The organism is Ruegeria sp. HKCCD7255 (genome assembly GCF_013031565.1).
Lineage (GTDB): Bacteria > Pseudomonadota > Alphaproteobacteria > Rhodobacterales > Rhodobacteraceae > Ruegeria.
The window spans coordinates 268,394-290,347 of record NZ_WQAG01000004.1; the positions used below are offsets into that span (position 1 = coordinate 268,394).

Below are 21,954 nucleotides of genomic sequence, written 5' to 3' on the forward strand. Positions count from 1 at the left end.
ACCTTTCCGTTCAGACCTTCACGGCGCGAGGTTTTCGCGACTTGCCGGTCTCGCCCTGGATCAGACGCCTGCGCAGCCAGCCCGAGAACCAATCCATGAGCATGACCATGAGAATGATCAGAACGATGTAATAGGCGACTTCTTCCCAGTCTTTCTGGGTGATGATGGCCTGGGTCAGCAACAGCCCGATCCCCCCGCCGGTAATCGCGCCAATCACGGTCGCGCTGCGGGTGTTTGATTCTAGGAAATACAAAAGCTGGCTCAGCAGGATCGGGGTGATCTGCGGGATTACGCCAAACCGATAGCGCTGGGGCGCGTTGGCACCGGTCGATTGTACGCCCTCGATCTGCTTTTCATCCACATTCTCAAGCGCTTCCGAGAAAATCTTACCAAACGTACCCGTGTCCGTGACCAAGATCGCCAGCGCTCCGGTCAAAGGACCCGGCCCAAAGGCGCGGGCCAAAACCACGGTCCAGATCAAAGCGTCGACGCCGCGCACGAAATCGAAAACCCGGCGTGTCGCAAAGCGCAGTGACTGCAGCGGGTTGAAGTTCCGGGTTGCCAAAAAGGCCAGCGGAAGCGCAATCATCCCAGCACCCAATGTGCCCAGAAACGCCATCAGGATGGTTTCGAAAATGGCCCAGGCCACATCCTGATGCCGCCACATCTTGTTGGTCCAGAAATCGTTGAAAATTGCTCCGGCCTCACCCGAAACGGCCCGCGATGCGAGCTCTGGGAATGCCTTGCCATAATACGGGCTGTCGAGCGTGAACCAGAACAGCTCCCACCCGGTGAAATAGCGAAACACTTCGGACCGGTTGCGCGTGACGGTCAGACGCCCCGCATCGGTCTTCACCGCCAGACGGTTTTTCGAGAGGTTGATCCAATCTGGCACCTCACCGGCGGGTAATTCGGCCTGCACGCCTGCCGACCGGCTGGGGGTTGCACGCACAGTGCCATAACCGGGGATGTCATATTCCACGGTCTCGGGGCCAAATCGCACCACGTGACCGTCTTCCAGATCGATCACCGTCGTGTCGCCCAGCGCCACCCAATCAGGCGCGCTGCCATCGGGATAGGCTCCCTTGCGCTCACCTTCTATGGCCACCGAGATCTCGCCATTGCGATTGTCCCGCTCCACATGGGTTTTGTAACTATAGCTGTCGGACACCAGCGTTTTGCCGTTTTCCCAATTGGCACGCTCTGCCAGGCCCGGGACGTCAAAGGCGAAGAAAACATAGATCAGATAGACCAGCACCAGCCCCGGCAATCCGAAATTCACGATCCGTTTTCTGTTGAACAGACGCTCGGCATCGACCTTGAGCGCTTGTGTTGTCAGATCCGTCGACAGGCTGCTCATGCTGTGGCTCCTTTTTCGGCACCATGGGTCAGACGATCCCGCAGGGCACCCGATAGCTGATCGACAATCACGATGGTGACAAAGAGCAGCAGGAAGATCGCTGCAGCCTCATCATAGCGCCCCTGCCCCCAGGACATCGCGTTGCGCAGCTCGTATCCCAGCCCGCCCGCGCCGACAAAACCCAGGATGGCCGAGGCGCGGATGTTGATTTCGAACCGCAAGAGCGCATAGCTCACATAGTTCGGCCCCACCTGCGGGATCACGCCCAGATACATGCGCTGCGACCAGTTCGCTCCGACCGATTGCAAGCCTTCCACCGGTTTGAGCGAGGCGTTTTCGTTCACTTCCGAGAACAACTTGCCCAGCGCTCCAGCGGTGTGGATGGCAATGGCAATCATCGCCGGAACCGGGCCACCGCCCAGAATAAAGATCAGCACCAGCGCGATCACGATCTCGGGGATCGCACGAAACACGTCCGAGATGCGGCGGAACAAAGGGATCAGTCTGGGCCACAGCGCCATACCACGCGTGGACATCAGCGCCAGAAAGGTTCCCGCCAATGTGCCGATCAGGGTCGAGGCCGCCGCGATGTTGATGGTCTCGATCAGGGCCGGAAAGAAGGTCACCAGATTGGCTGGCAGTTCCGCGATCTTCTCCCAGGCTTCCGACAGAACCTCGGCCGGGTAATCCAGAATACGGTGCCAACCATCGACAAAACTGCCTGCATTGCGGTTGTCAGCGGTGCGGAATCCCGCCACCATCAGCGCCACAAACAGGATCAGAAGGATACCACCATAGACCCGCTTGCGCCGTGTCATTGCCGTATATTCGTCGCGTATCTGATCGACGCTTTCGGCCGTTGCGGTCAGGTCTGCCATGGAGTGCTCCTGCGAGAAAAACGGGGCCTGGTGCACCACCAGACCCCGAGTACTTGATCTGCAAGCTTAGTTGGACTTCAGCTTGCGGGCTTCGATGATGACTTCGTAGGCGTCATGGGTGATCGGCTCGAACGCTTTGGCCTCACCAGCCGCAACACCATAGAAACAATCGCGGTCTTTTTCGTGAAGACCTGCCATCAGGGCGGTCATCTTTTCTTTGACGTCTGCAGGCAGCGCCGTGCGCAGAACAACCGGGCCTTCCGGGATCGGCTTGGACTGCCAAATCATGACCATGTCATTCATGTCGACCAGACCGGCATCCACGGCACGACGCAGGGCGCCCGAGTTGAAGCCATCTTCCCAGTTGCCGAGGCCATCAGCCCAGGTCACACCACCGTCAACGTCACCGTTGTTAACCGCCACAATGGTCTGCTCGTGGCCGCCGGTGAATTTCACTTCACCGAAATAGTCGCCCGAGTCCATGGTCGCGCCAGTGGCCTGCGGGATTTCGATCGACGGGATCAGATAGCCCGAGGTCGAGTTCGGATCACCGAAGCCAAAGGTTTTACCTTGCATGTCTTCCAGCGAGGTGATGCCGCTGTCTTTGCGAGCAAAACCGATCGAATAATAGCCGAAACCGCCATCCAGGTTCACCTTGACCAGAACCGGCTCAACCGCTTCGGAATCAGACAGATAGGTTTTCGCATAGCCAGAGGCCCCCAGCCAGGCCATATCGATGGTGCCGCCCAGAAGGCCCTGGATCACACCGTTGTAATCCGCAGGCGCAAATAGCTTGGTTTCTACGCCCAGCGTCTCTTCGGTGTACTGACGCAGGCATTCGTTGTTGTTCAGACGGTCTTGGGCGTTTTCACCACCCAGGATTCCGATGCGGAACTCGCTGATATCGTCAGCCAGAACCGGCGCGGCCATGGCAGTGGTCGCAACAAGTGCAGCCAATAGTTTTTTCATCTGTCTCTCTCCAGGTTGATGTCCCCGACCTCTCATCGGGCCGGGCGATGAAAGGGGTGGGGTGGCTCAGATGGTGGCCTCAGCTTCCATCAGGGCCGCGCGGTTGGCGTCGAGCGTTTCGATCTCGGTCGAGGTCGCCTCTTCCGAGAAGCTGGCATCCGCGCCATAGATCTCGCGGGCGACGCCGGTGGTTAGTTGTTCGGGCAACCCGTCAAACACGATCCGCCCGTCGCGCATGCCGACCACGCGGTCACAATAGCTGCGCGCCGTGTCCAGAGTGTGCAGGTTGGCGATAACTGTACGGCCATCCTCTTCGTGGATGCGGCGCAGCGCTTGCATCACGACCTGAGCGTTCATCGGGTCAAGCGAGGCAATCGGTTCATCGGCCAGAATGATCTTGGGATCCTGCATCAAGGCACGCGCGATGGCGACGCGCTGCTGCTGGCCACCGGAAAGCGCCTCGGCGCGTTTCGGAGCGTGTTCGGCAATGCCCAGACGATCAAGGATATCAATGGCCCGGTGGATCTCGGCCATCGGGAACAGATTGAACATCGTCGCAAGCGTCGAATGGCGGTTCAGCGTGCCATGCAAAACGTTCGAGACCACATCCATGCGGGGAACCAGATTGAACTGCTGAAAGATCATCGCGCAGTCAGCCTGCCAGGCGCGTTTATCTCGGCCCTTCAGCTGCGTGATGTCGCGATCTTCGAACAGGATCTGACCTTCAGTGGCATCCGTCAGCCGGTTAACCATGCGCAGAAGGGTCGATTTACCAGCGCCCGAGCGTCCGATGATCCCGATCATGCAGGGCTTGTCGACATCCAGCGAAGCCGCGTCGACGGCTTTGGTATCGCCGAAGCGTTTGGTCAGTTTCGTGATACGCAGCACGCGATGCCCCCTGTTCTTGTTGGGCGGTCTGCTATCGGGGTTGTTCAAAACCTGTGTGTCAATGAGGTGAAAGTTTTGTAACGGCGCGTATTGCGCTGGGGCTGTCCTTTGCCCCACGGCCCGGGTATATGCGTCCGCGACTCCTTTGCTGACACGAGGCCTCCATGAGCTTTGACCGCACCATCAAGATCGCCCCGTCGATCCTGTCTGCCGATTTCGCCAATTTCGGCGCCGAGATTCAGGCTATCGAGGCACAAGGCGCCGATTGGGTGCATGTCGATGTCATGGACGGGCATTTTGTTCCCAACCTAACATTTGGCCCGCCTGCCGTGAAAGCCTTTCGCCCGCATGTGAAAACAGTGATGGATGTGCACCTGATGATCGCGCCAGTTGATCCTTACATCCAGGCCTATGCGGACGCGGGCGCCGACATCCTGACCGCTCATGTCGAGGCCGGTGCGCACACCCATCGCACGCTGCAAGCCATCCGGGCAGCTGGCATGAAAGCCGGTGTCGCCTTGAACCCCGGAACTCCGGCCGAGGCGGTGGAACACCTGCTGGATCTGGCTGATCTGGTTTGTGTCATGACGGTTAACCCGGGCTTTGGTGGCCAGAAATTCATCGACATGACCAGCAAGGTCCGCAAGCTGCGCCAGATGATCGGAGACCGCCCGATCCATATCGAAATCGACGGTGGCGTCGATCCGCAAACCGCTCCTCTGGTGGCCGCAGCCGGGGCCGATGTGCTGGTTGCGGGATCGGCAGTGTTCAAAGGCGGATCCGTGGACACACCGGAGGTCTATGGTGCAAATATCCGCGCCGTTCGGGCCGCGGCCCAGTCCACCAACGGCTAGCATCTAAGCCGAACGGCTCCCGCCAATCGTCGACGTTCCTAACGGAACATCTCCTCTTGTTGGGCCGGGCATCGCGCTGCGCGCGATGCCCGGCCCAAGCCCGTTCGCGGAACTGGCACAGCCAGTTTTGCGCGGGCGCGGGAACATTTCCTTTTGTCGTCCTGCGGTCCGACCTATGCGTTCAGGTCGTCAAAAGATCGGCCCTCAGCGACCAACTGCTCAAGCAAGGGCGCATGGTGCCAAAAATAAGCATCTTCCTTGGCCCAGTTTTGAATGTTGCCCAGAACCTCTGGCAAGCCCGTCAGATCTGCCCATTTCATCGGCCCGCCCCAATACCTTGGAAACCCGTAGCCATAAAGCAAAGTGACATCCACATCCAACGGGCGGCGCGCGATACCTTCGCCCACAACCTTAGCCGCTTCGTTGACCATGGCCGTCATATAGCGCTGAACAATTTCTTCGTCGGAAAATTCTCGCGATGTGATGCCCTGTGCCGCGCGATCCGCCTCGATCAGAGGCATGACATCAGGGTTCGGCGTGCCGCTGCGCTGACCCGATTCATAGACATAGAAGCCTCGTCCTGTTTTCTGACCGAAATGCCCTGCTTCGCACAGCGCATCAGCAAAGGTACTGTCCCGCGCCCGCGGGTCCATTCCCAGCGCCCGTTTGCGTTTCCGCGTCGCCCAGCCGATATCGAGCCCCGCCAGATCAGACACTGCGAATGGCCCCATGGCAAAACCAAAACCAGTCAGCGCCTTGTCGATCTGAAACGGGCTGGCCCCATCCAGCACCATGTGATCGGCGCAAGCCCGGTATTGGGACAAAATTCGATTGCCGATAAAGCCGTCACAAACCCCGCCGCGAACCGAGATCTTCTTCAACCGCCGCCCAAGCGCAAAGCCTGTCGCGACGACATCTGGCGCGGTTTTGTCGGCCACCACGACCTCGAGCAGTTTCATCACATGCGCGGGGGAAAAGAAGTGCAACCCGATGACATCTGAAGCACGGCTGGTGGACGCCGCAATCTGGTTGATATCGAGATAGGATGTATTGGTCGCCAACACGGCGCCCGGCTTGCAGACCGAGTTCAATTGGGCAAAAACCTGTTTTTTGACCTCCATATCTTCAAACACTGCCTCAACCACCAGGTCCACGGTGGCCAATGCGTCGTATTCCGTGGCCAGCGCAAGTTGGTTACGCAGCAGGTCATCATGCGCGCTCTGGCTAAGCTTGCCGCGTTTGACCGCTCCGGCCAGGTTTGTTGCGATACGCTCTTTCGCTGCATGTGCCGCTTCGGCGGACATCTCAAGCAGCGTGACCTGTAATCCGGCCAAAAGCATCGCCGTTGCAATGCCTGCCCCCATTGTACCGCCGCCCACTAGGCCGATATGGTGCAATTCGCGCGGCTCTATGTCCTCAAGCTCTGGCAGCTTGGCCACCGCGCGTTCGGCGAAAAACGCATGGATCAGACCTTTTCGCTGGTCTGTTTCCATCAGGTCCAGAAACAGTTCACGCTCGCGGGCTTGCCCGGCTGCAAAACTCTCGGCCTCACAAGCGGCCTGAACCGCGCGTACTGCAACTGCAGGAGAAAGCTGACCCCTGCCCTTCTTCAACACCGCGTCATAAGCGGCATCAAAGTCGATAGGGTCGGGTGCAGGCATGTCGCAAACCGGACGACGTTGCGCCCCTTCTTCGAGCAGTTCCTGCGCGTAGGACAGGCCAATTTCGCGTGGCGCGCCGTCTTGCACGCGGTCGAGGATGCCAAGATCCAATGCTTCGGCAGCTCGCACGTGGCGGCCCGTGGTGATCATGCCGAGCGCGGCCTCGACCCCCGCAACACGCGGCAGGCGTTGGGTCCCACCCGCCCCCGGGAGGATTCCCAGATTGACCTCTGGCAACCCGATCTTGGCGTTTGGGACGGCGATGCGATATTGGCTGGCCAAAGCCACCTCGAGCCCGCCGCCCAGCGCGGTACCATGCAGGGCGGATACGATCAGCAAGGGCGACGCTTCGATTCGGTCACACAGCGCGGGCAACCCAGGTTCTTGCAGCGGCTTGCCAAACTCACGAATGTCAGCCCCAGCGAAATAGGTGCGCCCCTCGCCATAGATCAGCACAGCCTTTGCACCTTCGGCTTCCGCGCGTTCCAGCCCGTCCAGCAAGCCACGTCGAACATCTACGCCCAATGCATTCACTGGCGGGTTTTGTGCGGCGAGTACCGCTATATCCCCGTGCTTTTCGTATCGGATGGCTTGAGTCATTGCGCTCCTCCTTGGTACGTCCGCGCGCCGGCTGTGTGGTCTGTCCAAGACTGACCTGCGGTCTGACCGCACACAAGCCTGCATCGCCGCACCTGTTGTTGGTACTGGCACGTCGATGGCACCGATCACGTGCATCTTTTCACCTCGTATACCGGCCGCACAATAACGTTACAAGATTATTGTCTTTCGCGAAATCACGTTACATATCTCTTGCCTCGAATCGCGCACGCACTTATTAATCGACCCATCGGTCGCTTATTGGCGACGTTGAAATACGGAGAGATCATCCAATGGACGCTTTTATCTGCGACGCACAGCGCACCCCGATCGGGCGCTATGGTGGCAGCCTAAGCCGGGTGCGTCCGGATGATTTGGCAGCGGTTCCGATCACGGCGCTTATGGCGCGCAATCCGCAAGCGGATTGGGCTGCGCTGGATGATGTGATCTTCGGGGACGCCAACCAGGCCGGTGAAAGCAACCGCAACGTGGCGCGTATGGCGGCGCTTTTGGCCGGGTTGCCTGTGGATGTGCCCGGCACGACAATCAACCGTCTTTGCGCCAGCGGCATGGATGCTGTTGGCATGGCCGCCCGGGCGATCCGGGCCGGAGATTATGACATGGCCATCGCCGGTGGCGTGGAAAGCATGTCGCGGGCGCCGTTTGTGATGCCCAAAGCCGGCGCGGCCTTCAGCAGAAATGCTGTGATCTATGACACCACGATAGGCTGGCGTTTTGTGAACCCGAAGATGCAAAGTGAGTTTGGTATCGACTCGATGCCCGAAACAGCGGATAACGTAGCGGAAGATTACGGTATCAACCGCGTCGATCAAGACGCGTTTGCGGAACGCAGCCAAGCCCGATGGGCGAAGGCGCACCAGGCCGGGGTGTTTCAGGAGGAGATCACCCCGGTCACAATCGCTCAGCGCAAAGGCGATCCAATCGTAGTCGACAGCGACGAGCACCCGCGCCCCGGAACAACTGCGGATAAGCTGGCCGGTCTGAAAGGGATCAACGGGCTGGACAAGACGGTAACCGCTGGCAATGCCTCGGGCGTCAATGACGGTGCGGCAGCCATTTTGCTGGCGAACGAGACCGCAGCCGCTAAGAACGGCCTAAAACCCATCGCCCGTGTGGTGGGCATGTCGGTCGCCGGGGTTGAGCCCCGCGTGATGGGCATCGGCCCGGTTCCGGCAACGCGCAAAGTGTTGGCCCGAGCGGGGCTGAGCATCGAACAGATGGATGTGATAGAGTTGAACGAGGCCTTTGCCTCGCAGGGACTGGCGACATTGCGCGCGCTTGGCCTCGCGGATGACGCACCGCATGTGAACCCCAATGGTGGGGCCATCGCGATTGGACACCCGCTGGGTATGTCCGGCGCGCGGCTGGTGATGACCGCCGCCTATCACCTGCGCCGGACGGGCGGGCGCTATGGGCTGTGTACTATGTGTGTGGGCGTCGGACAGGGTGCCGCACTTATTCTTGAACGCGTGTAAGGGAGGAGACCCGACATGTACGCTCAGATGGTTAAGACCGCAGGTACGGGCCTGAAATCCCGTGAAGAGATGACCGAGCAGGAACGCGACTTTCAAGACAAGATCGACGCGGATATCAAAATTGAACCCAAAGACTGGATGCCTGATGATTACCGCAAGACCCTGATCCGCCAGATCGGTCAACATGCCCATTCCGAGATTGTCGGCCAACTGCCCGAGGGAAACTGGATCACCCGAGCGCCCACGCTGGAACGCAAGGCGATCTTACTGGCCAAGGTACAGGATGAGGCCGGGCATGGGCTCTATCTGTATTGTGCCGCCGAAACACTGGGTGTCAGCCGGGACGAGTTGACACAAATGTTGTTGGACGGGCGCATGAAGTATTCGTCGATCTTCAATTACCCGACCCTGAACTGGGCCGATATCGGCGCGGTTGGTTGGCTGGTCGACGGGGCCGCGATCATGAACCAGGTTCCGCTGCAGCGGACGTCCTACGGACCGTATGCCCGCGCCATGGTCCGCATCTGCAAGGAAGAAAGCTTTCACCAGCGTCAGGGCTATGACGCAATCCGCAAGATGGCCGAGGGCACGCCGGAACAGAAGAGGATGGCGCAGGACGCGCTGAATCGGTTCTGGTTCCCGTCGCTGATGATGTTTGGACCATCGGACAAGGACTCGGTCCATTCCGCGCAATCCATGGCCTGGAAGATCAAGATCAATACCAATGACGAGCTGCGCCAGAAATTCGTCGACCAGACGGTGCCGCAGGCTGAGTATCTGGGCCTGACGATCCCCGACCCTGATCTGAAGTGGAACGAGGACCGGGGGCACTATGATTTCTCGGAACCGGACTGGTCCGAATTCTTTGACGTGATCAAAGGCAACGGCCCCTGCAACGTGGACCGTCTGGCCGCCCGCAACAAAGCCTGGGATGACGGCCAATGGGTGCGCGACGGGTTGCTGGCCCACGCGCGCAAGAAACGCGCACGCGATCTGGCGGCAGAGTAAAGCTTAGGGAGGGCACCACATGAACAACGAATGGCCCCTGTGGGAAATCTTCATTCGCGGGCAGCATGGGATGAGCCATCGCCATGTCGGCTCGCTGCATGCGCCGGATGCGGAAATGGCGATCAAGAACGCGCGCGATGTCTATACGCGACGTAATGAAGGGGTCTCGATCTGGGTCGTCGAGGCCAACGCGATCACCGCCTCATCGCCCAGCGACAAAGGGCCGATGTATGAGCCCAGCGAAAGCAAGGTATATCGCCACCCAACTTTCTTCGACATTCCCGATGAAGTGGGGGCGATGTGATGACCCGTGACGAGGCGTTCCTGCAATTTCTGCTGCGCATGGGCGACAACACCCTGATCCTGGGGCATCGCGTCAGCGAATGGTGTGGTGTCGCACCGGTGTTGGAGGAAGATATCGCGCTGGCCAATACGGCGCTGGATCTGATCGGGCAGACGCAGATGTGGCTGGGTCTTGCCGGAGAGATTGACGGTGGCAAAAGCGCCGATGATCTGGCCTTTCTGCGCGATGCCTGGGATTTCAGAAACGTGCTGCTGGTCGAAGTTCCGAACGCGGAATTTTGCCGCACCCTGATGCGCCAGTTTCTGTTCGACGCGTGGCACTCGATCATGTTGGGGCGCTTGATCAAATCCTCGGACGAACGGGTCGCAGCGATTGCCGCAAAGGCCAGTAAAGAGGTCGCCTATCACCTCGAACGCTCTGGCGACACGGTGGTCGGGCTGGGTGACGGCACCGAGGAAAGCCACGCCCGGATGCAAGAGGCGCTGGACTATCTCTGGCCTTACGTGGGCGAGATGTTTGCAAGCGATGACGTTGATGCGCAGACGGTTGCCGCAGGGATTGCCCCTGACCCTGCCGATCTGCGCGCTGAGTATGACACTCTAGTCGAACGCGTTTTGAGCACCGCGACTCTGACGATCCCCGAAAGCCGGTTTGCCCATAAAGGTGGGCGCGACGGGCGGATGCATACCGAACATCTGGGCCAGCTGCTGACACAGATGCAATGGCTGCAACGCGCCTATCCCGGCGCAAAGTGGTAGGCACATGCGGGCCTCAACCGATCAGGTCTGGGACTGGCTGGACGCGGTTCCCGACCCCGAGATCCCGGTAATCTCGGTCGTTGATCTGGGCATTGTGCGCGATGTGCGGTGGCAAGGCGATATGTTGCAGGTGACGGTGACGCCAACCTATTCCGGCTGCCCGGCCACATCGGTGATCAGCATGGACATCGAAACAGCGCTGCGCGACCACGGGATCGACAATCTGCGGATCAAGACAAGCATTGCCCCAGCCTGGACCACCGACTGGCTAAGCGACAAGGGCCGCGCCAAGCTTGAAGCATTTGGCATCGCTCCACCCCAACCCGCAGGTGGGCCCGAGCGCTGTCCCCATTGCGGCAGCACTGCCGTTGAGAAGGTCAGTCAGTTCGGATCGACCCCATGCAAGGCCCATTGGCGCTGCACCGACTGCCTGGAACCTTTTGACTATTTCAAGTGCATCTGACGGAGGAGCACCGGATGGCACGCTTTCATGATCTGGAAGTCACCGACATACACAAGACTATCCGCGATGCTGTGGTGGTGACGTTAAAGCCCGTGAATGATGCGGCAGATGCTTTTGACTTCACGCAGGGGCAATACCTGACCTTTCGGCGCGATTTTGACGGCGAGGAGCTGCGTCGGTCCTACTCGATCTGTGCGGGTAAAGATGAGGGCGTATTGCAGGTGGGGATCAAACGGGTAGAGGGCGGTGCGTTTTCGACCTGGGCCAACACCGATTTGCAGGCAGGTGACAGGGTTCAGGCGATGCCGCCCATGGGCAGCTTTTTCACCGCGATCGATCCCACTGCTGAAAAGCACTACCTGGGTTTTGCTGGTGGGTCCGGGATCACGCCGGTCCTGTCGATCCTGAAGACCACGCTGGCGCAAGAGCCCCAGTCGCGGTTCACGTTGGTCTATGCCAATAAAGGCGTGAACACGATCATGTTCCGGGAAGAGCTTGAGGATCTCAAGAACCTTCATATGGGGCGTTTGAACGTCATCCATATTCTGGAAACCGATGCGCAGGATATCGACCTGTTCACCGGGTTGGTTACCCAAGAGAAATGCGCCCAGCTTTTTGAGCATTGGATCGACATCAAGACTGTCGATACGGCCTTCATCTGCGGGCCCGAACCAATGATGCTTGGCATTGCGGCCGCGCTGAAAGACCATGGGCTAGAGGACGGGCAGATCAAGTTCGAACTGTTTGCCAGTGCGCAACCCGGGCGGGCCAAACGCAGAGTCACCAATGGCGATGAGGCATCACAAGCCAACCAGACCAGCGCCTCGGTCACGCTGGACGGGTCAACGCAAACGATCACGATGCCCAAGGATCAATCTATACTCGAGGCAGCTTTGGACAACGCGATGGACGCGCCCTTTGCGTGCAAGGCCGGGGTCTGTTCGACCTGTCGCTGCCGGGTCATCGAGGGCGAGGTCGAGATGCTCGCCAATCATGCGCTTGAGGATTACGAGGTCGAAAAAGGATATGTCCTAAGCTGCCAGGCCTATCCAGTCACAGACCGCGTTGTTGTGGATTACGACCAATAGGGAGACGGCCCAATGACAGACAGCATGACCCTCGACAGCTATCTGGCCGCAGGCGGGGTTCTGACCAACCCGACCAACGTGCCTCCGCGCTACCGGGCCGAGCTGATGAAGTTGATGGCAACTTTTGTCGACAGCGAACTGGCCGGGGCCGCAGGTTTTGCGGACATCATAAATCAGGGTCCGGGGATCAAGGAACGCATTGCCGCAGCCAAAATCGTGCTGGAAAAGACCGATAACGCAGATCGTGTTCTCAAGATCATGGGAGAGTTTGGAGCGGATACACAGCGCTATGCCACGCATCACCCCTGGACCGCGCGTCTGGACCGGGATGCCGATATCGGCGCCAGCCGCAGCGAACATGACATGCGGCTGGCCGTCTTCAACTACCCGCTGACCGGTTGGGTTGATGCGGTTGTGATGAACCTGCTGATGAGCCGCGCGGTGGCGGAACAATTGGCCGAATTTTCGACCGTCTCGTATCAACCTCTGGCCGAGGCGTTTCGTTCGATCGCACCGATCGAGGCCCATCATGGCGAACTGGCGCTTGAAGGGGTTGTGAAACTGGTCGAACAAGGGAATGACGCGCAGCTTCAGGCCTCGGTGGACTATTGGTGGCCTCGGGTCGCCGTCAGCTTTGGGGCCAGTGACTCAGAAAAGTTCAAGACCTTGCAGGCAATGGGATTGCGCCGCATGACGGGGTCCGAATTAAAAGCCAGATGGCAGGCCGAAACGACGCGGGTTCTGAACCAACTGGGCCTTAGCGCCGGGCCCGGCTGATCAACCCGTATTTCAACGCGAAAGACCGTAGGGAGCGGCGTCGAGGCTTGGCTTTTTGCACAGCGCCTGTAGCCTGTGATCCGCCTTTTCGATTGAACTCGTAGACGTCGATCACCTTTTCCGCACAGCCACACGCTTCGCCCAGGCCAACCTTGGCAAAGTAGAACTTTTCGAACCGTTCCGGCTTGTGCATGATCGTCCTCCGTGGCGGGTATTGAAACAGACCGCGCGGGATTTGCCAAATCACGTCACCGCTAAAGACCCTTCAGCCCGTTCAGCGTCAGATCGCTGACCAGGGCGGCATAGTCTTTGCGGGCGGCCTCATCCGCGTCGGTGTTCCACATATAAAACCAGTTCAACATGCCAAAGACGGACATCGTCGCAGCCCGCAACCTGCGTTTGTCTTCGCGCAATGCCGGCGCGTTTTCTGCCAGAATATCACTGAGGAAAACAACCAGTTCACGCTGATAGCCACGCAGCAAAACCTGTTGCTCGTCCGGTAGGGCAGACAGCCCCGCCGACTGCACCCTGTGTTCGTCGTCGGCACCCTGATAGGCCACCAGGATCTCTTGCACTACACGCCGCAATCGCGCCTGTGCGTCCAGCCCTTTCAGATCAAGCCCACAGATCGCATCGCGCAGCTGATGCAGATAGGTTTCCAGCATGTCGAATAGAATCGCGTCTTTGCTGTCGTAATAGTGGTAGATATTGGCCTTCGAGATCCCGCATTCACGGGCGAGTTGCGACATCGAGGCCCGGTCAAACCCCTCGCGCGCAAAGACACGTGCGGCGGATTTCAGGATGTGGCTGCGCTTGTCGTCGTGATCTTTGGCAATCGTTCGGGCCAAGTGTTGTTCTCCGGTTTTGGGTCAGCTGTTGCGATTGTCGATCACACGGCGTGCTTTGCCCTGGCTGCGTTCCACCGCGCCGGGGTCGCCGACATCGATCTCGGTCGAAATGCCAACGACGTCCTTGATGCGTTTGCTCAGCATACGGGCGGCAGCGGTTTTGCTGAGTTCGTCCGCAGCATCCGGCAGCGCCTCGACATGCACCCGCATCGCGTCCATATGGCCCGCGCGGTAAAGCTCGATCTGGTAATAAGGGGCCAGCCCTCCGGTGGCCAGAACCTGCTCTTCGATCTGGCTGGGAAAGACGTTGACGCCCCGCAGGATGATCATGTCGTCCGAGCGTCCGGTGATCTTTTCCATCCGCCGCATCGACCGCGCTGTCCCCGGCAGCAGCCGCGTCAGATCCCGCGTGCGATAGCGGATCATCGGCAAGCCCTCTTTGGTCAAGGTGGTAAAGACCAGCTCACCCATTTCACCATCCGGCAGCACGTCGCCGGTTTCGGGATCTATGATCTCGGGCAGGAAATGATCTTCCCAGATCACCGGACCGTCTTTGGTTTCCACGCATTCATTGGCGACCCCAGGCCCCATGATCTCGGACAGACCGTAAATATCGACCGCATGCATATCGAAAGCCTGCTCGACCTCAGCCCGCATCGAATCCGTCCAGGGTTCGGCCCCAAAGATACCGACAGAGAGCGAGCATGCGCGCGGGTCCAAGCCGACCTTGTGGAATTGCTCCAGAATGTTGAGCATATAAGACGGCGTGACCATGATCCCATCGGGTTTGAAATCGGTGATCAGATCAACCTGTCTGGTCGTCTGCCCACCCCCCATCGGCACCACCGTCGCGCCCAGTTTCTCGATGCCGTAATGGGCGCCCAGGCCACCGGTGAACAGCCCATAGCCGTAGGCATTGTGGACGGTATCGCCCTTGCGCAACCCGCTGGCGCGCAGCGAGCGGGCGACGAGATCAGCCCAATTGTCGATATCGCGCTGAGTATATCCCACGACCGTTGGCTTGCCGGTTGTGCCCGAGGACGCATGCAGTCGGATAATCTGCTCACGTGGAACAGCGAACAGACCAAACGGGTAGTTGTCACGCAGGTCGTTCTTGTAGGTAAACGGAAACTTCGCCAGATCGCTAAGGTTGCGCAGATCATCGGGATGCACGCCCACCTCATCAAACCGCTGACGATACATCGGTACGTTGTCATAGGCGTGGTGCAGGGACCATTTCAACCGTTCCAATTGCAAGGCGCGGATTTCGTCGATCGAGGCGATCTCGATCGGGTCAAGATCCGCGCGGTTTGGTGTAAGATCTTTCATGCCATCCCCCCTGTTCTAGCTTTCATCAAAAACCACTCCTCCAATGGCCCGGGAAAACCCGCGAAACTCGGCGATTTTGACGTTGTCCTGATTGGTCACCGTCACGTCATAGATACCGCTGCGCCCTGCCAGGTTCTGCTCGGTGGCGCGCGCCGTCAGCAGATCGCCGCGACGGGCGGGGGCTATGAAACTGATAACGTTGTGCTGTGCCACGGTCGCCGCGTTTCGGCTGTTACACGCAAAGGCAAAGGCGCTGTCGGCCAGCATGAAGGTCACGCCGCCATGGCAAATCCCGTGGCCATTGCAATGATGCGCCTGCACCTCAAGCGTCAGCGTCGCAGTGCCTTCATCCACATGTTTCAGGCCCATCCCCGCCCATTGCGAAGCTTGATCCCGCCCCCACATCGTGGCGGCTGCTTTTACTGCACGGTCCTGTGGCGTCATCCTATTCTCCCTTGAAGACCGGCGGGCGTTTTTCCAGAAAGGCGGTGACTCCCTCGGCATAATCAGCGCTGCGACCGCAGGTCCGCATAGCGTCGGCCTCAAGCTCAAGATGGTCCGTCAGCGTATTGGTAGCCGCCGCCTGAATGGTCTGCTTGGTCAGACCCAGCCCAAGCGTGGGCCCATTGGCAAACTGCTGGGCCATGGCGCGCGCCTCTGGCATCAGTTCTGCATCCGGCAGAGCCTTCCAGATCAACCCCCAGTCTGCAGCTTGTTGTGCTGGCAAGGGCTGACCCGTCAGCGCCAGCCCCTTGGCCCGCGCCTCGCCCAGCAAACGCGGCAAGTGCCAGCTGCCGCCTGTGTCGGGGATCAAACCGACCTTGGAAAACGACTGAATGAACTTGGCGGACTCGGCGGCCAGAACCACATCGCAGGCCAGCGCCAGGTTGGCCCCTGCCCCGGCAGCAACCCCGTTGACAGCACAGATGACGGGAACGTTAAGCGACCGGATCAAGCGTACCAACGGCGCATAGAAAGTGCGTACCGTTTCGCCCAGATCCGGCGGGCCATCCATTTTGGCGGGATTCCTGTCCCCAAGATCCTGTCCGGCACAAAAGCCGCGCCCGGCCCCTGTCAGCAATATGGCCCGCTTTCGCTGATCTCGGGCGTCTTCCAAAGCCGCGCGCAAGGCATAATGCATCTCATCAGTGAAACTGTTCAGCCGGTCCGGGCGGTTCAAGGTGATTTCGACCCATTGGCCGTGATCTTGCGTTACAATCGTATCTGACATGCCCGGCTCACTTTGCGCTGGTTTCACAAATTTCTTGCATAAACCGAACGGTTGGTCAATAAATTCCAAACCTTTGACAAGCACGCGCCTTGAACGCCGCGGCTTGACGAAACGAACAGGAGAGCCCTCATGTCCCTGCACCAAATATCCAGTTTCGCAAATGGCGCGTGGGTTCCGCCTGGTCCCGGCGCGCGCACGATTGCATCGGCTATCACCGGTGCGCCGTTTGCCAGCGCTGGCAACACCGATCTTGATGCGCAGGCGATGTTGGACCACGCCCGAGACATCGGCGGCCCGGCTTTGCGCGCCCTGACCTTCCACCAGCGCGCCAAGATGCTCAAGGCGCTGGCCCAGGTGCTTTCTGAGCAGAAACAGGCGCTCTATGATCTGAGTTTCGAAACCGGTGCGACGCAAAAAGACCACCTGATCGATATCGATGGCGGCATTGGCACGATGTTCGTTTTCGCCTCGAAAGGGCGGCGAGAGATGCCGGATGCGCATGTGTACCTGGACGGCGATGTTGAGCAATTGTCGCGCAATGGCACATTTCTGGGCCAGCACGTATGCACACCGCTGCAAGGCGTGGCGATCCATATCAACGCCTTCAACTTCCCCGTCTGGGGCATGCTGGAAAAACTCGCCCCTACCCTACTGGCCGGTGTTCCGGCCATCGTGAAACCTGCCACCAACAGCTGTTATGTAACCGAGCTGGCGGTACGGATCATGCTGGAGAGCGGCCTGCTGCCCGATGGCAGCCTGCAACTGGTATCCGGCGGCATAGGCGACATGCTGGATCGGCTGGGATGTCAGGATGTGGTCAGCTTTACAGGCTCAGCCGATACCGCGCTGAAACTGCGGCAGACGCCTGCCATACTGCAGAACTCGGTTCGGTTCGTGGCTGAACAAGACAGCCTGAACGCGTCCATCCTGGGGTCGGATGTGACACCGGACGCACCCGAGTTTGACCTGTTTGTCAAAGAAGTCGCGCGCGAGATGACCACGAAGGCCGGGCAGAAATGCACCGCAATCCGCCGGATCATCGTGCCGGAAACGCAGGTTCAAAACGTGATCGACGCGGTCTCAGCCCGCCTGACCAAAGTCACCATCGGCGATCCCCGTGCTGATGACACCCGCATGGGCGCTTTGGTATCCAACGCCCAGAAAGCAGACGTGTTGGCCAAAGCAGCGTTGATCGGGCAAGAGGCCAATCGCGTGTTCGGCGACCCCGACGCGTTCGAGTTGAACGGCGACCCAAACGGTGCCTTTGTGCCGCCGATGCTGTTTCATTGTACCGACCCTGACACTGCCCAGCGCGTCCACGACACCGAGGCTTTTGGTCCCGTCTCAACCCTTATGGGCTATCGCGATCTGAACCACGCGGTCGAGATTGCCAATCGCGGGCAAGGCTCGCTGGTGACTTCGCTCATCACCCATGACCCGCAGGTCGCCCGTGATGTGGTGCTGAAGGCCGGAGCGTATAACGGGCGGATTTATATCAACGACCGCGACTCGATGGCCGAATCCACCGGTCACGGGTCACCTCTGCCTCATATGGTTCATGGTGGCCCAGGGCGCGCAGGCGGTGGCGAAGAGATGGGAGGTGTGCGCGGCGTCATGCATTACATGCAGCGCACGGCTGTGCAGGGCTCCCCCCGGATGCTGGCCACGATTGGCGGCAAATGGGTGCCCGGCGCGCCCGAGATCACCACCCCAGCGCATCCCTTCACCCGCAGCTTTGATGCGCTGGAAATTGGTGAGACTTTGCACACAGCGCCGCGCGTCGTCACATTGGATGACATCGAACATTTCGCCAGATTCACCGGTGACACTTTTTATGCCCATATGGATGAGGCCGCGGCCGCGCGAAATCCGTTCTTCCCCGGTCGCGTAGCCCACGGCTATCTGTTGCTGAGCTTTGCTGCCGGTTTGTTTGTGGAACCCAATGAGGGCCCGGTGCTGGCAAACACCGGTCTGGACGGGTTACGTTTCATGAAGCCCGTCGTGCCCGGCGATGCGATCAAAGTGCGCCTGACGGTCAAACAAAAGACCCAGCGCAACGAGGAATATGGCGAGGTGCGGTGGCATGTCACCCTGACCAATCAGGATGACGAACCGGTGGCAGAATACGAATTGCTGACCATGTGCGCCCGCTAAATGCAGCACGCAAGGAAACCGATTTTCTTATGAGTGCGCGCAGGTTACTGTGCCTTCATGACCAGCCAGAGTTCGTGGTTCGAGAAAGCCGTCGCCGCGCTGACGGACACGCGTGATCAGCGGGTGTGGTCCATTATTGTTTCGCTTTTTGGAGATCTGGCCCAGGATCCGGGTGCACAGATCTCGGGCGGTGCGCTCACCCGGGTGATCGAACCCATGGGGATCAAACCCGAAGCCGTTCGAGTGGCCCTTCACCGGTTGCGCAAAGATGGCTGGATCGAAAGCGACCGGGTCGGACGTGTCTCGCACCATTACCTGACCGAATTCGGACGCGCGCAATCTGCTGCTGTCACCCCGCGCATCTACGCGCGCACCGGCAATGTCAGCCAAAACTGGCATCTGCTGATCGCCGAAGATGGTGTTGGAACGCAATTGCTGGACGATGTCCTTCTCAGCCGGGAATACGCGTCGATCGGGCGGAATATTGCTTTGGGCTCTGGCCCTGCGCCCGATTTGGACGACGCGCTACTGTCAGTGACCATCACGGCACAACACGCCCCCAAATGGCTGCAGGATCGCCTTTGCCCGAAGGATCTGTGTCTCGCTTGCCAAGCCCTGCTGGAGGCCGTGCAAACCGCATCGAAATCACGGCCCTCTAAACACGCTTTGAGCCCGTCGCAAACGGCAACGCTCAGAACCCTGCTGGTGCATCGATGGCGGCGCATCGTTCTGCGTCAGCCCGATCTGCCCGACGGGTTCTTTCCGCCCGACTGGCTCGGCCCCGAATGCCGCGCGGCGGTCTTCGATCTGCTTGACACATTGGACCACCCGTCGCCCGACCTGCTGAATTCCACTGAATAGTTTCAAGATTGCGAGCTTGACCACGATGACGATTCTTCTGACCACATTTGCCCTGATCGCGGCCTTCTTTGTCGCGATGCACATTTGGACAAGGGTGTTGACCCGCCAGGGCCGTGCGACTGTTCCGCAACTGGGCCAGATCGTTGAAGTACCGGGCGGTACGATCCACTATGTTGAACGCGGTGACCCGTCAAAATCGACCCTTGTGATGATCCATGGCCTGTCCGGTCAGCTGCAGCATTTCACCTATGCGCTGGTCGATGAACTTTCGGACGATTTTCACATATTGGCTGTGGATCGCCCCGGCTGTGGCTATTCCACGCGCCAGAGCGCTGACTTGGCTGATCTGCCCGAACAGGCGCGGATGATACAGGCCTTTCTTCAGGCAAAGGGTGTCGATCAGGTGATTCTTGTGGGTCATTCACTGGGCGGGGCCGTATCTTTGGCTATGGCATTGGATTACCCGGAAAACACTACAGCACTGGCCCTGTTGGCGCCATTGACGCAACAAATGCCCGAGACCCCAGCAGTGTTCAAACCTCTTGAGATCCGCACTGGCTGGCTACGCACCTTTATCGGCAATACACTCGCCGTGCCGCTGGCGCGCAAAACAGCCCCTTTAGTTTTGAAGGACGTCTTCGCCCCAGAACCTGCGCCTGCTGACTTTCTGGAACGCGCCGGGGGTGCACTTGGCCTGCGCCCTTCGGCGTTCATAACTGCGTCACAAGACGTGCTTGGGGTTGAGCGCAGCATCGCGGCACTGAATCGACGCTATGTCGACCTCAGCGTGCCTGGGGGCATCCTGTTTGGTACCGATGATCCCGTGTTGCCATCCGAGATGCACGGGCCGCCAATGACCCAATTCGGACTGAGGTTTGAAGCGCTTGAGGGGCGCGGACATATGATCCTGATCACCGCACCCGACGACTGCGCCCGCTTTATACGCGAGGTTGCAGAGCAATCGAGCTAGCACACTCTTCTGCCTGAGCCGTGTCAAACATCTGAGCAAGTAAAGAATAGCGGAATGCGCGTGTTTTCCCTCTTGACCCCTCCGCCCCCCTCCCGTAAATCGCCTTTCACTCGTGGCGGAGTAGCTCAGTTGGTTAGAGCAGCGGAATCATAATCCGCGTGTCGGGGGTTCAAGTCCCTCCTCCGCTACCAAATCACAAAAGCTAGGTTATTGTTTTTTAGATCAAACCTTTGGTAGTCTTCTGATTGTCCCGCCGTTTTTCCCACCACTTGGTTTCTCAAACACCAATTTGGAAAGGGAACGAGATGAAGAACGAAACCCCCAAAGACATCTGTGACGAAATACTGGGCTTGGCCATGGAAGCAGCGGGCTTGGCTGTAGCCATGGATAACGCTCTCTTCTTCGACAACGTTGGTTTGACAGGGCTGCATCGGGAAACACGAAGAGCTTTCGATGGAATAGCAAAGTCGCTCCGTAGAACAACGGATACGCTTGTTGACCAAATCGAAGCTCTCGACATGTCAGTCGATTGGTCCAATGCCGCAAAGGACGGCCCAAGGCTCGTAAACGGTTAGATCTGCAATTCAAGTATTTGAGTGAGCTTAGTCACCAGAAACTGCCCCCACATGGTGTATCCAGGGGGGTCGTTTTTTTTGGGGGTGGGGCAAAAATTCGCGCGATCAGATGCAGTGTCCACTCCCACACTCGCGCGCCTCTAAAAAAATTATTATTTAGATTGTTAATCGCGCGCTTGATCTCAAACTACCAGATAAGCGTTGGGTGCAATCCCATATCGCGTCTGTGCTGTGCATCGGTTAATCGACAGTCTGATTTGAGACTTCCTCCCGAACCAGGTGGAGGCAGAAATGAAGAATTCAGAAATTGTCGACCGGATATCGCATGGCCAAAAGGTTCTAGTGCCCTGTTAGTATTTGTCCGCCTACACAATACCCGAGAAGATAGAGGCCCTTGTAGCACGAGACCCGCAGCAGATGATCGATTGGCAAAGATCTGAGGTGCTCCACCCTTCGGGCGGGCTGGCGCACTTTGTGGTGAGCGATGAGAAGGTATCCGGGCGCGAATACCACGCTGTCGGCCAGCACCCGACACGAGAGATGCGCTCACGGGTGATCCTAAAAGATGTCACTGTCGAGGACTGAGAGACGTCGGCGCCACATTGCGAACGAATAGGAAATTGAACCTCGTTTGTTTAGTTGTTGCTAACATGCGGCAGCCTGCCCCCATACTACCAAAGGCAGTTTCGCGGACACTTCTACCATTCGCGAAAAAGATTGGTGAATTTGCGGTTTGATCAATTGCGTTGAGCCCAGAGAGTAACTCCAGCGACAAGCCTGACTTGTTTTCAGTAAATTACTCGCGCAACATCCGTGAATGTCCGGAACCTATTGGGAGGTTGGCATGGCAGAGCTACGCGAAATTGGTAAGACAGGTATACGGGT

The 21,954-nt window shown here is 58.8% G+C and carries 23 protein-coding genes and 1 tRNA gene; 14 read left to right on the top strand and 10 right to left on the bottom strand.

What is annotated here, in order from left to right; translation table 11 throughout:
- Window positions 1–10: 10 nt before the first annotated feature.
- The 4 genes from phnE (GOX45_RS10605) to phnC all read right to left on the bottom strand — a co-directional run bounded on the left by phnE (GOX45_RS10605) (window position 11) and on the right by phnC (window position 4,095).
- Window positions 11–1,360 (bottom strand): phosphonate ABC transporter, permease protein PhnE, encoded by a 1,350-nt coding sequence (gene phnE, locus GOX45_RS10605; RefSeq protein WP_171100654.1) that lies wholly within the window; start codon window positions 1,358–1,360, stop codon window positions 11–13.
- A complete protein-coding gene (gene phnE / locus GOX45_RS10610; protein ID WP_171100656.1) occupies window positions 1,357–2,238 on the bottom strand; it encodes a phosphonate ABC transporter, permease protein PhnE in 882 nt (293 codons plus the stop codon). The genes phnE (GOX45_RS10605) and phnE (GOX45_RS10610) overlap by 4 nt, the downstream gene beginning before the upstream one ends.
- A 66-nt stretch (window positions 2,239–2,304) precedes the next feature.
- The gene (phnD, locus tag GOX45_RS10615; protein ID WP_171100658.1) at window positions 2,305–3,207 is read right to left on the bottom strand and encodes a phosphonate ABC transporter substrate-binding protein; all 903 of its coding nucleotides are present in this window, start codon (window positions 3,205–3,207) and stop codon (window positions 2,305–2,307) included.
- A gap of 66 nt (window positions 3,208–3,273) precedes the next feature.
- Entirely contained in the window at window positions 3,274–4,095 is an 822-nt protein-coding gene (gene phnC / locus GOX45_RS10620) for a phosphonate ABC transporter ATP-binding protein (RefSeq protein WP_171100660.1), read from the bottom strand.
- A gap of 164 nt (window positions 4,096–4,259) precedes the next feature.
- Here phnC and rpe point away from each other — a divergent pair, with 164 nt between their 5' ends.
- Window positions 4,260–4,949 carry a ribulose-phosphate 3-epimerase gene (rpe, locus tag GOX45_RS10625; RefSeq protein ID WP_171100662.1) on the top strand — a complete coding sequence of 230 codons (690 nt, stop codon included), beginning with the start codon at window positions 4,260–4,262 and terminating at the stop codon, window positions 4,947–4,949.
- A 173-nt stretch (window positions 4,950–5,122) separates the two neighbouring features.
- On the opposite strand, the gene GOX45_RS10630 is transcribed toward rpe, so the two are convergent.
- The gene (locus GOX45_RS10630; protein ID WP_171100664.1) at window positions 5,123–7,210 is read right to left on the bottom strand and encodes a 3-hydroxyacyl-CoA dehydrogenase NAD-binding domain-containing protein; all 2,088 of its coding nucleotides are present in this window, start codon (window positions 7,208–7,210) and stop codon (window positions 5,123–5,125) included.
- A gap of 290 nt (window positions 7,211–7,500) precedes the next feature.
- Between GOX45_RS10630 and pcaF the strand changes: the two genes are divergently transcribed.
- The 7 genes from pcaF to GOX45_RS10665 are packed head-to-tail and all read left to right on the top strand — an operon-like array spanning window position 7,501 to window position 13,101.
- Window positions 7,501–8,703 (top strand): 3-oxoadipyl-CoA thiolase, encoded by a 1,203-nt coding sequence (gene pcaF, locus GOX45_RS10635; RefSeq protein WP_171100666.1) that lies wholly within the window; start codon window positions 7,501–7,503, stop codon window positions 8,701–8,703.
- A gap of 15 nt (window positions 8,704–8,718) precedes the next feature.
- Entirely contained in the window at window positions 8,719–9,711 is a 993-nt protein-coding gene (paaA, locus tag GOX45_RS10640; protein WP_171100668.1) for a 1,2-phenylacetyl-CoA epoxidase subunit PaaA, read from the top strand.
- A 19-nt stretch (window positions 9,712–9,730) separates the two neighbouring features.
- Window positions 9,731–10,015, top strand: a complete 285-nt coding sequence (gene paaB / locus GOX45_RS10645; RefSeq protein WP_171100670.1) for a 1,2-phenylacetyl-CoA epoxidase subunit PaaB — start codon at window positions 9,731–9,733, stop codon at window positions 10,013–10,015.
- A complete protein-coding gene (gene paaC, locus GOX45_RS10650) occupies window positions 10,015–10,773 on the top strand; it encodes a 1,2-phenylacetyl-CoA epoxidase subunit PaaC (RefSeq protein WP_171100672.1) in 759 nt (252 codons plus the stop codon). The genes paaB and paaC overlap by 1 nt, the downstream gene beginning before the upstream one ends.
- A gap of 4 nt (window positions 10,774–10,777) precedes the next feature.
- Window positions 10,778–11,236, top strand: a complete 459-nt coding sequence (gene paaD / locus GOX45_RS10655) for a 1,2-phenylacetyl-CoA epoxidase subunit PaaD (RefSeq protein ID WP_171100674.1) — start codon at window positions 10,778–10,780, stop codon at window positions 11,234–11,236.
- A gap of 14 nt (window positions 11,237–11,250) precedes the next feature.
- A complete protein-coding gene (locus GOX45_RS10660; RefSeq protein ID WP_171100677.1) occupies window positions 11,251–12,324 on the top strand; it encodes a 2Fe-2S iron-sulfur cluster-binding protein in 1,074 nt (357 codons plus the stop codon).
- Between the two features lie 12 nt (window positions 12,325–12,336).
- Entirely contained in the window at window positions 12,337–13,101 is a 765-nt protein-coding gene (locus tag GOX45_RS10665; protein WP_171100679.1) for a Phenylacetic acid catabolic protein, read from the top strand.
- Here the strand turns inward: GOX45_RS10665 and GOX45_RS10670 are convergent.
- The 5 genes from GOX45_RS10670 to paaG form a co-directional block, all read right to left on the bottom strand.
- Complete coding sequence (locus GOX45_RS10670) at window positions 13,082–13,294, bottom strand: hypothetical protein (protein ID WP_171100681.1); 213 nt, start codon at window positions 13,292–13,294, stop codon at window positions 13,082–13,084. The two genes, GOX45_RS10665 and GOX45_RS10670, sit on opposite strands and share 20 nt — an antisense overlap.
- A 61-nt stretch (window positions 13,295–13,355) precedes the next feature.
- Window positions 13,356–13,949 (bottom strand): TetR/AcrR family transcriptional regulator, encoded by a 594-nt coding sequence (locus tag GOX45_RS10675; RefSeq protein WP_171100683.1) that lies wholly within the window; start codon window positions 13,947–13,949, stop codon window positions 13,356–13,358.
- A 21-nt stretch (window positions 13,950–13,970) separates the two neighbouring features.
- Window positions 13,971–15,278 (bottom strand): phenylacetate--CoA ligase PaaK, encoded by a 1,308-nt coding sequence (gene paaK, locus GOX45_RS10680; RefSeq protein ID WP_171100685.1) that lies wholly within the window; start codon window positions 15,276–15,278, stop codon window positions 13,971–13,973.
- 15 nt (window positions 15,279–15,293) lie between these two features.
- Window positions 15,294–15,722: a hydroxyphenylacetyl-CoA thioesterase PaaI gene (gene paaI / locus GOX45_RS10685; RefSeq protein WP_171100687.1), complete on the bottom strand. Its 429-nt coding sequence runs from the start codon at window positions 15,720–15,722 to the stop codon at window positions 15,294–15,296.
- A gap of 1 nt (window position 15,723) precedes the next feature.
- On the bottom strand, window positions 15,724–16,509 hold the full coding sequence (gene paaG, locus GOX45_RS10690; protein ID WP_171100689.1) for a 2-(1,2-epoxy-1,2-dihydrophenyl)acetyl-CoA isomerase PaaG: 786 nt from the start codon (window positions 16,507–16,509) through the stop codon (window positions 15,724–15,726).
- 129 nt (window positions 16,510–16,638) lie between these two features.
- Between paaG and paaZ the strand changes: the two genes are divergently transcribed.
- From paaZ to GOX45_RS10720, 6 genes are all read left to right on the top strand, one after another.
- Window positions 16,639–18,663 carry a phenylacetic acid degradation bifunctional protein PaaZ gene (gene paaZ / locus GOX45_RS10695; RefSeq protein WP_171100691.1) on the top strand — a complete coding sequence of 675 codons (2,025 nt, stop codon included), beginning with the start codon at window positions 16,639–16,641 and terminating at the stop codon, window positions 18,661–18,663.
- Window positions 18,664–18,720: 57 nt separating this feature from the next.
- The gene (locus GOX45_RS10700) at window positions 18,721–19,524 is read left to right on the top strand and encodes a PaaX family transcriptional regulator C-terminal domain-containing protein (RefSeq protein ID WP_171100693.1); all 804 of its coding nucleotides are present in this window, start codon (window positions 18,721–18,723) and stop codon (window positions 19,522–19,524) included.
- 25 nt (window positions 19,525–19,549) lie between these two features.
- Window positions 19,550–20,494, top strand: coding sequence for an alpha/beta fold hydrolase (locus GOX45_RS10705; protein WP_171100695.1), 945 nt, complete (start codon window positions 19,550–19,552; stop codon window positions 20,492–20,494).
- A 114-nt stretch (window positions 20,495–20,608) separates the two neighbouring features.
- Window positions 20,609–20,685, top strand: a tRNA-Met gene (locus tag GOX45_RS10710).
- 114 nt (window positions 20,686–20,799) lie between these two features.
- Window positions 20,800–21,069, top strand: coding sequence for a hypothetical protein (locus GOX45_RS10715; protein ID WP_171100697.1), 270 nt, complete (start codon window positions 20,800–20,802; stop codon window positions 21,067–21,069).
- A gap of 357 nt (window positions 21,070–21,426) precedes the next feature.
- On the top strand, window positions 21,427–21,654 hold the full coding sequence (locus GOX45_RS10720; protein WP_171100699.1) for a hypothetical protein: 228 nt from the start codon (window positions 21,427–21,429) through the stop codon (window positions 21,652–21,654).
- Window positions 21,655–21,954 lie beyond the last annotated feature (300 nt).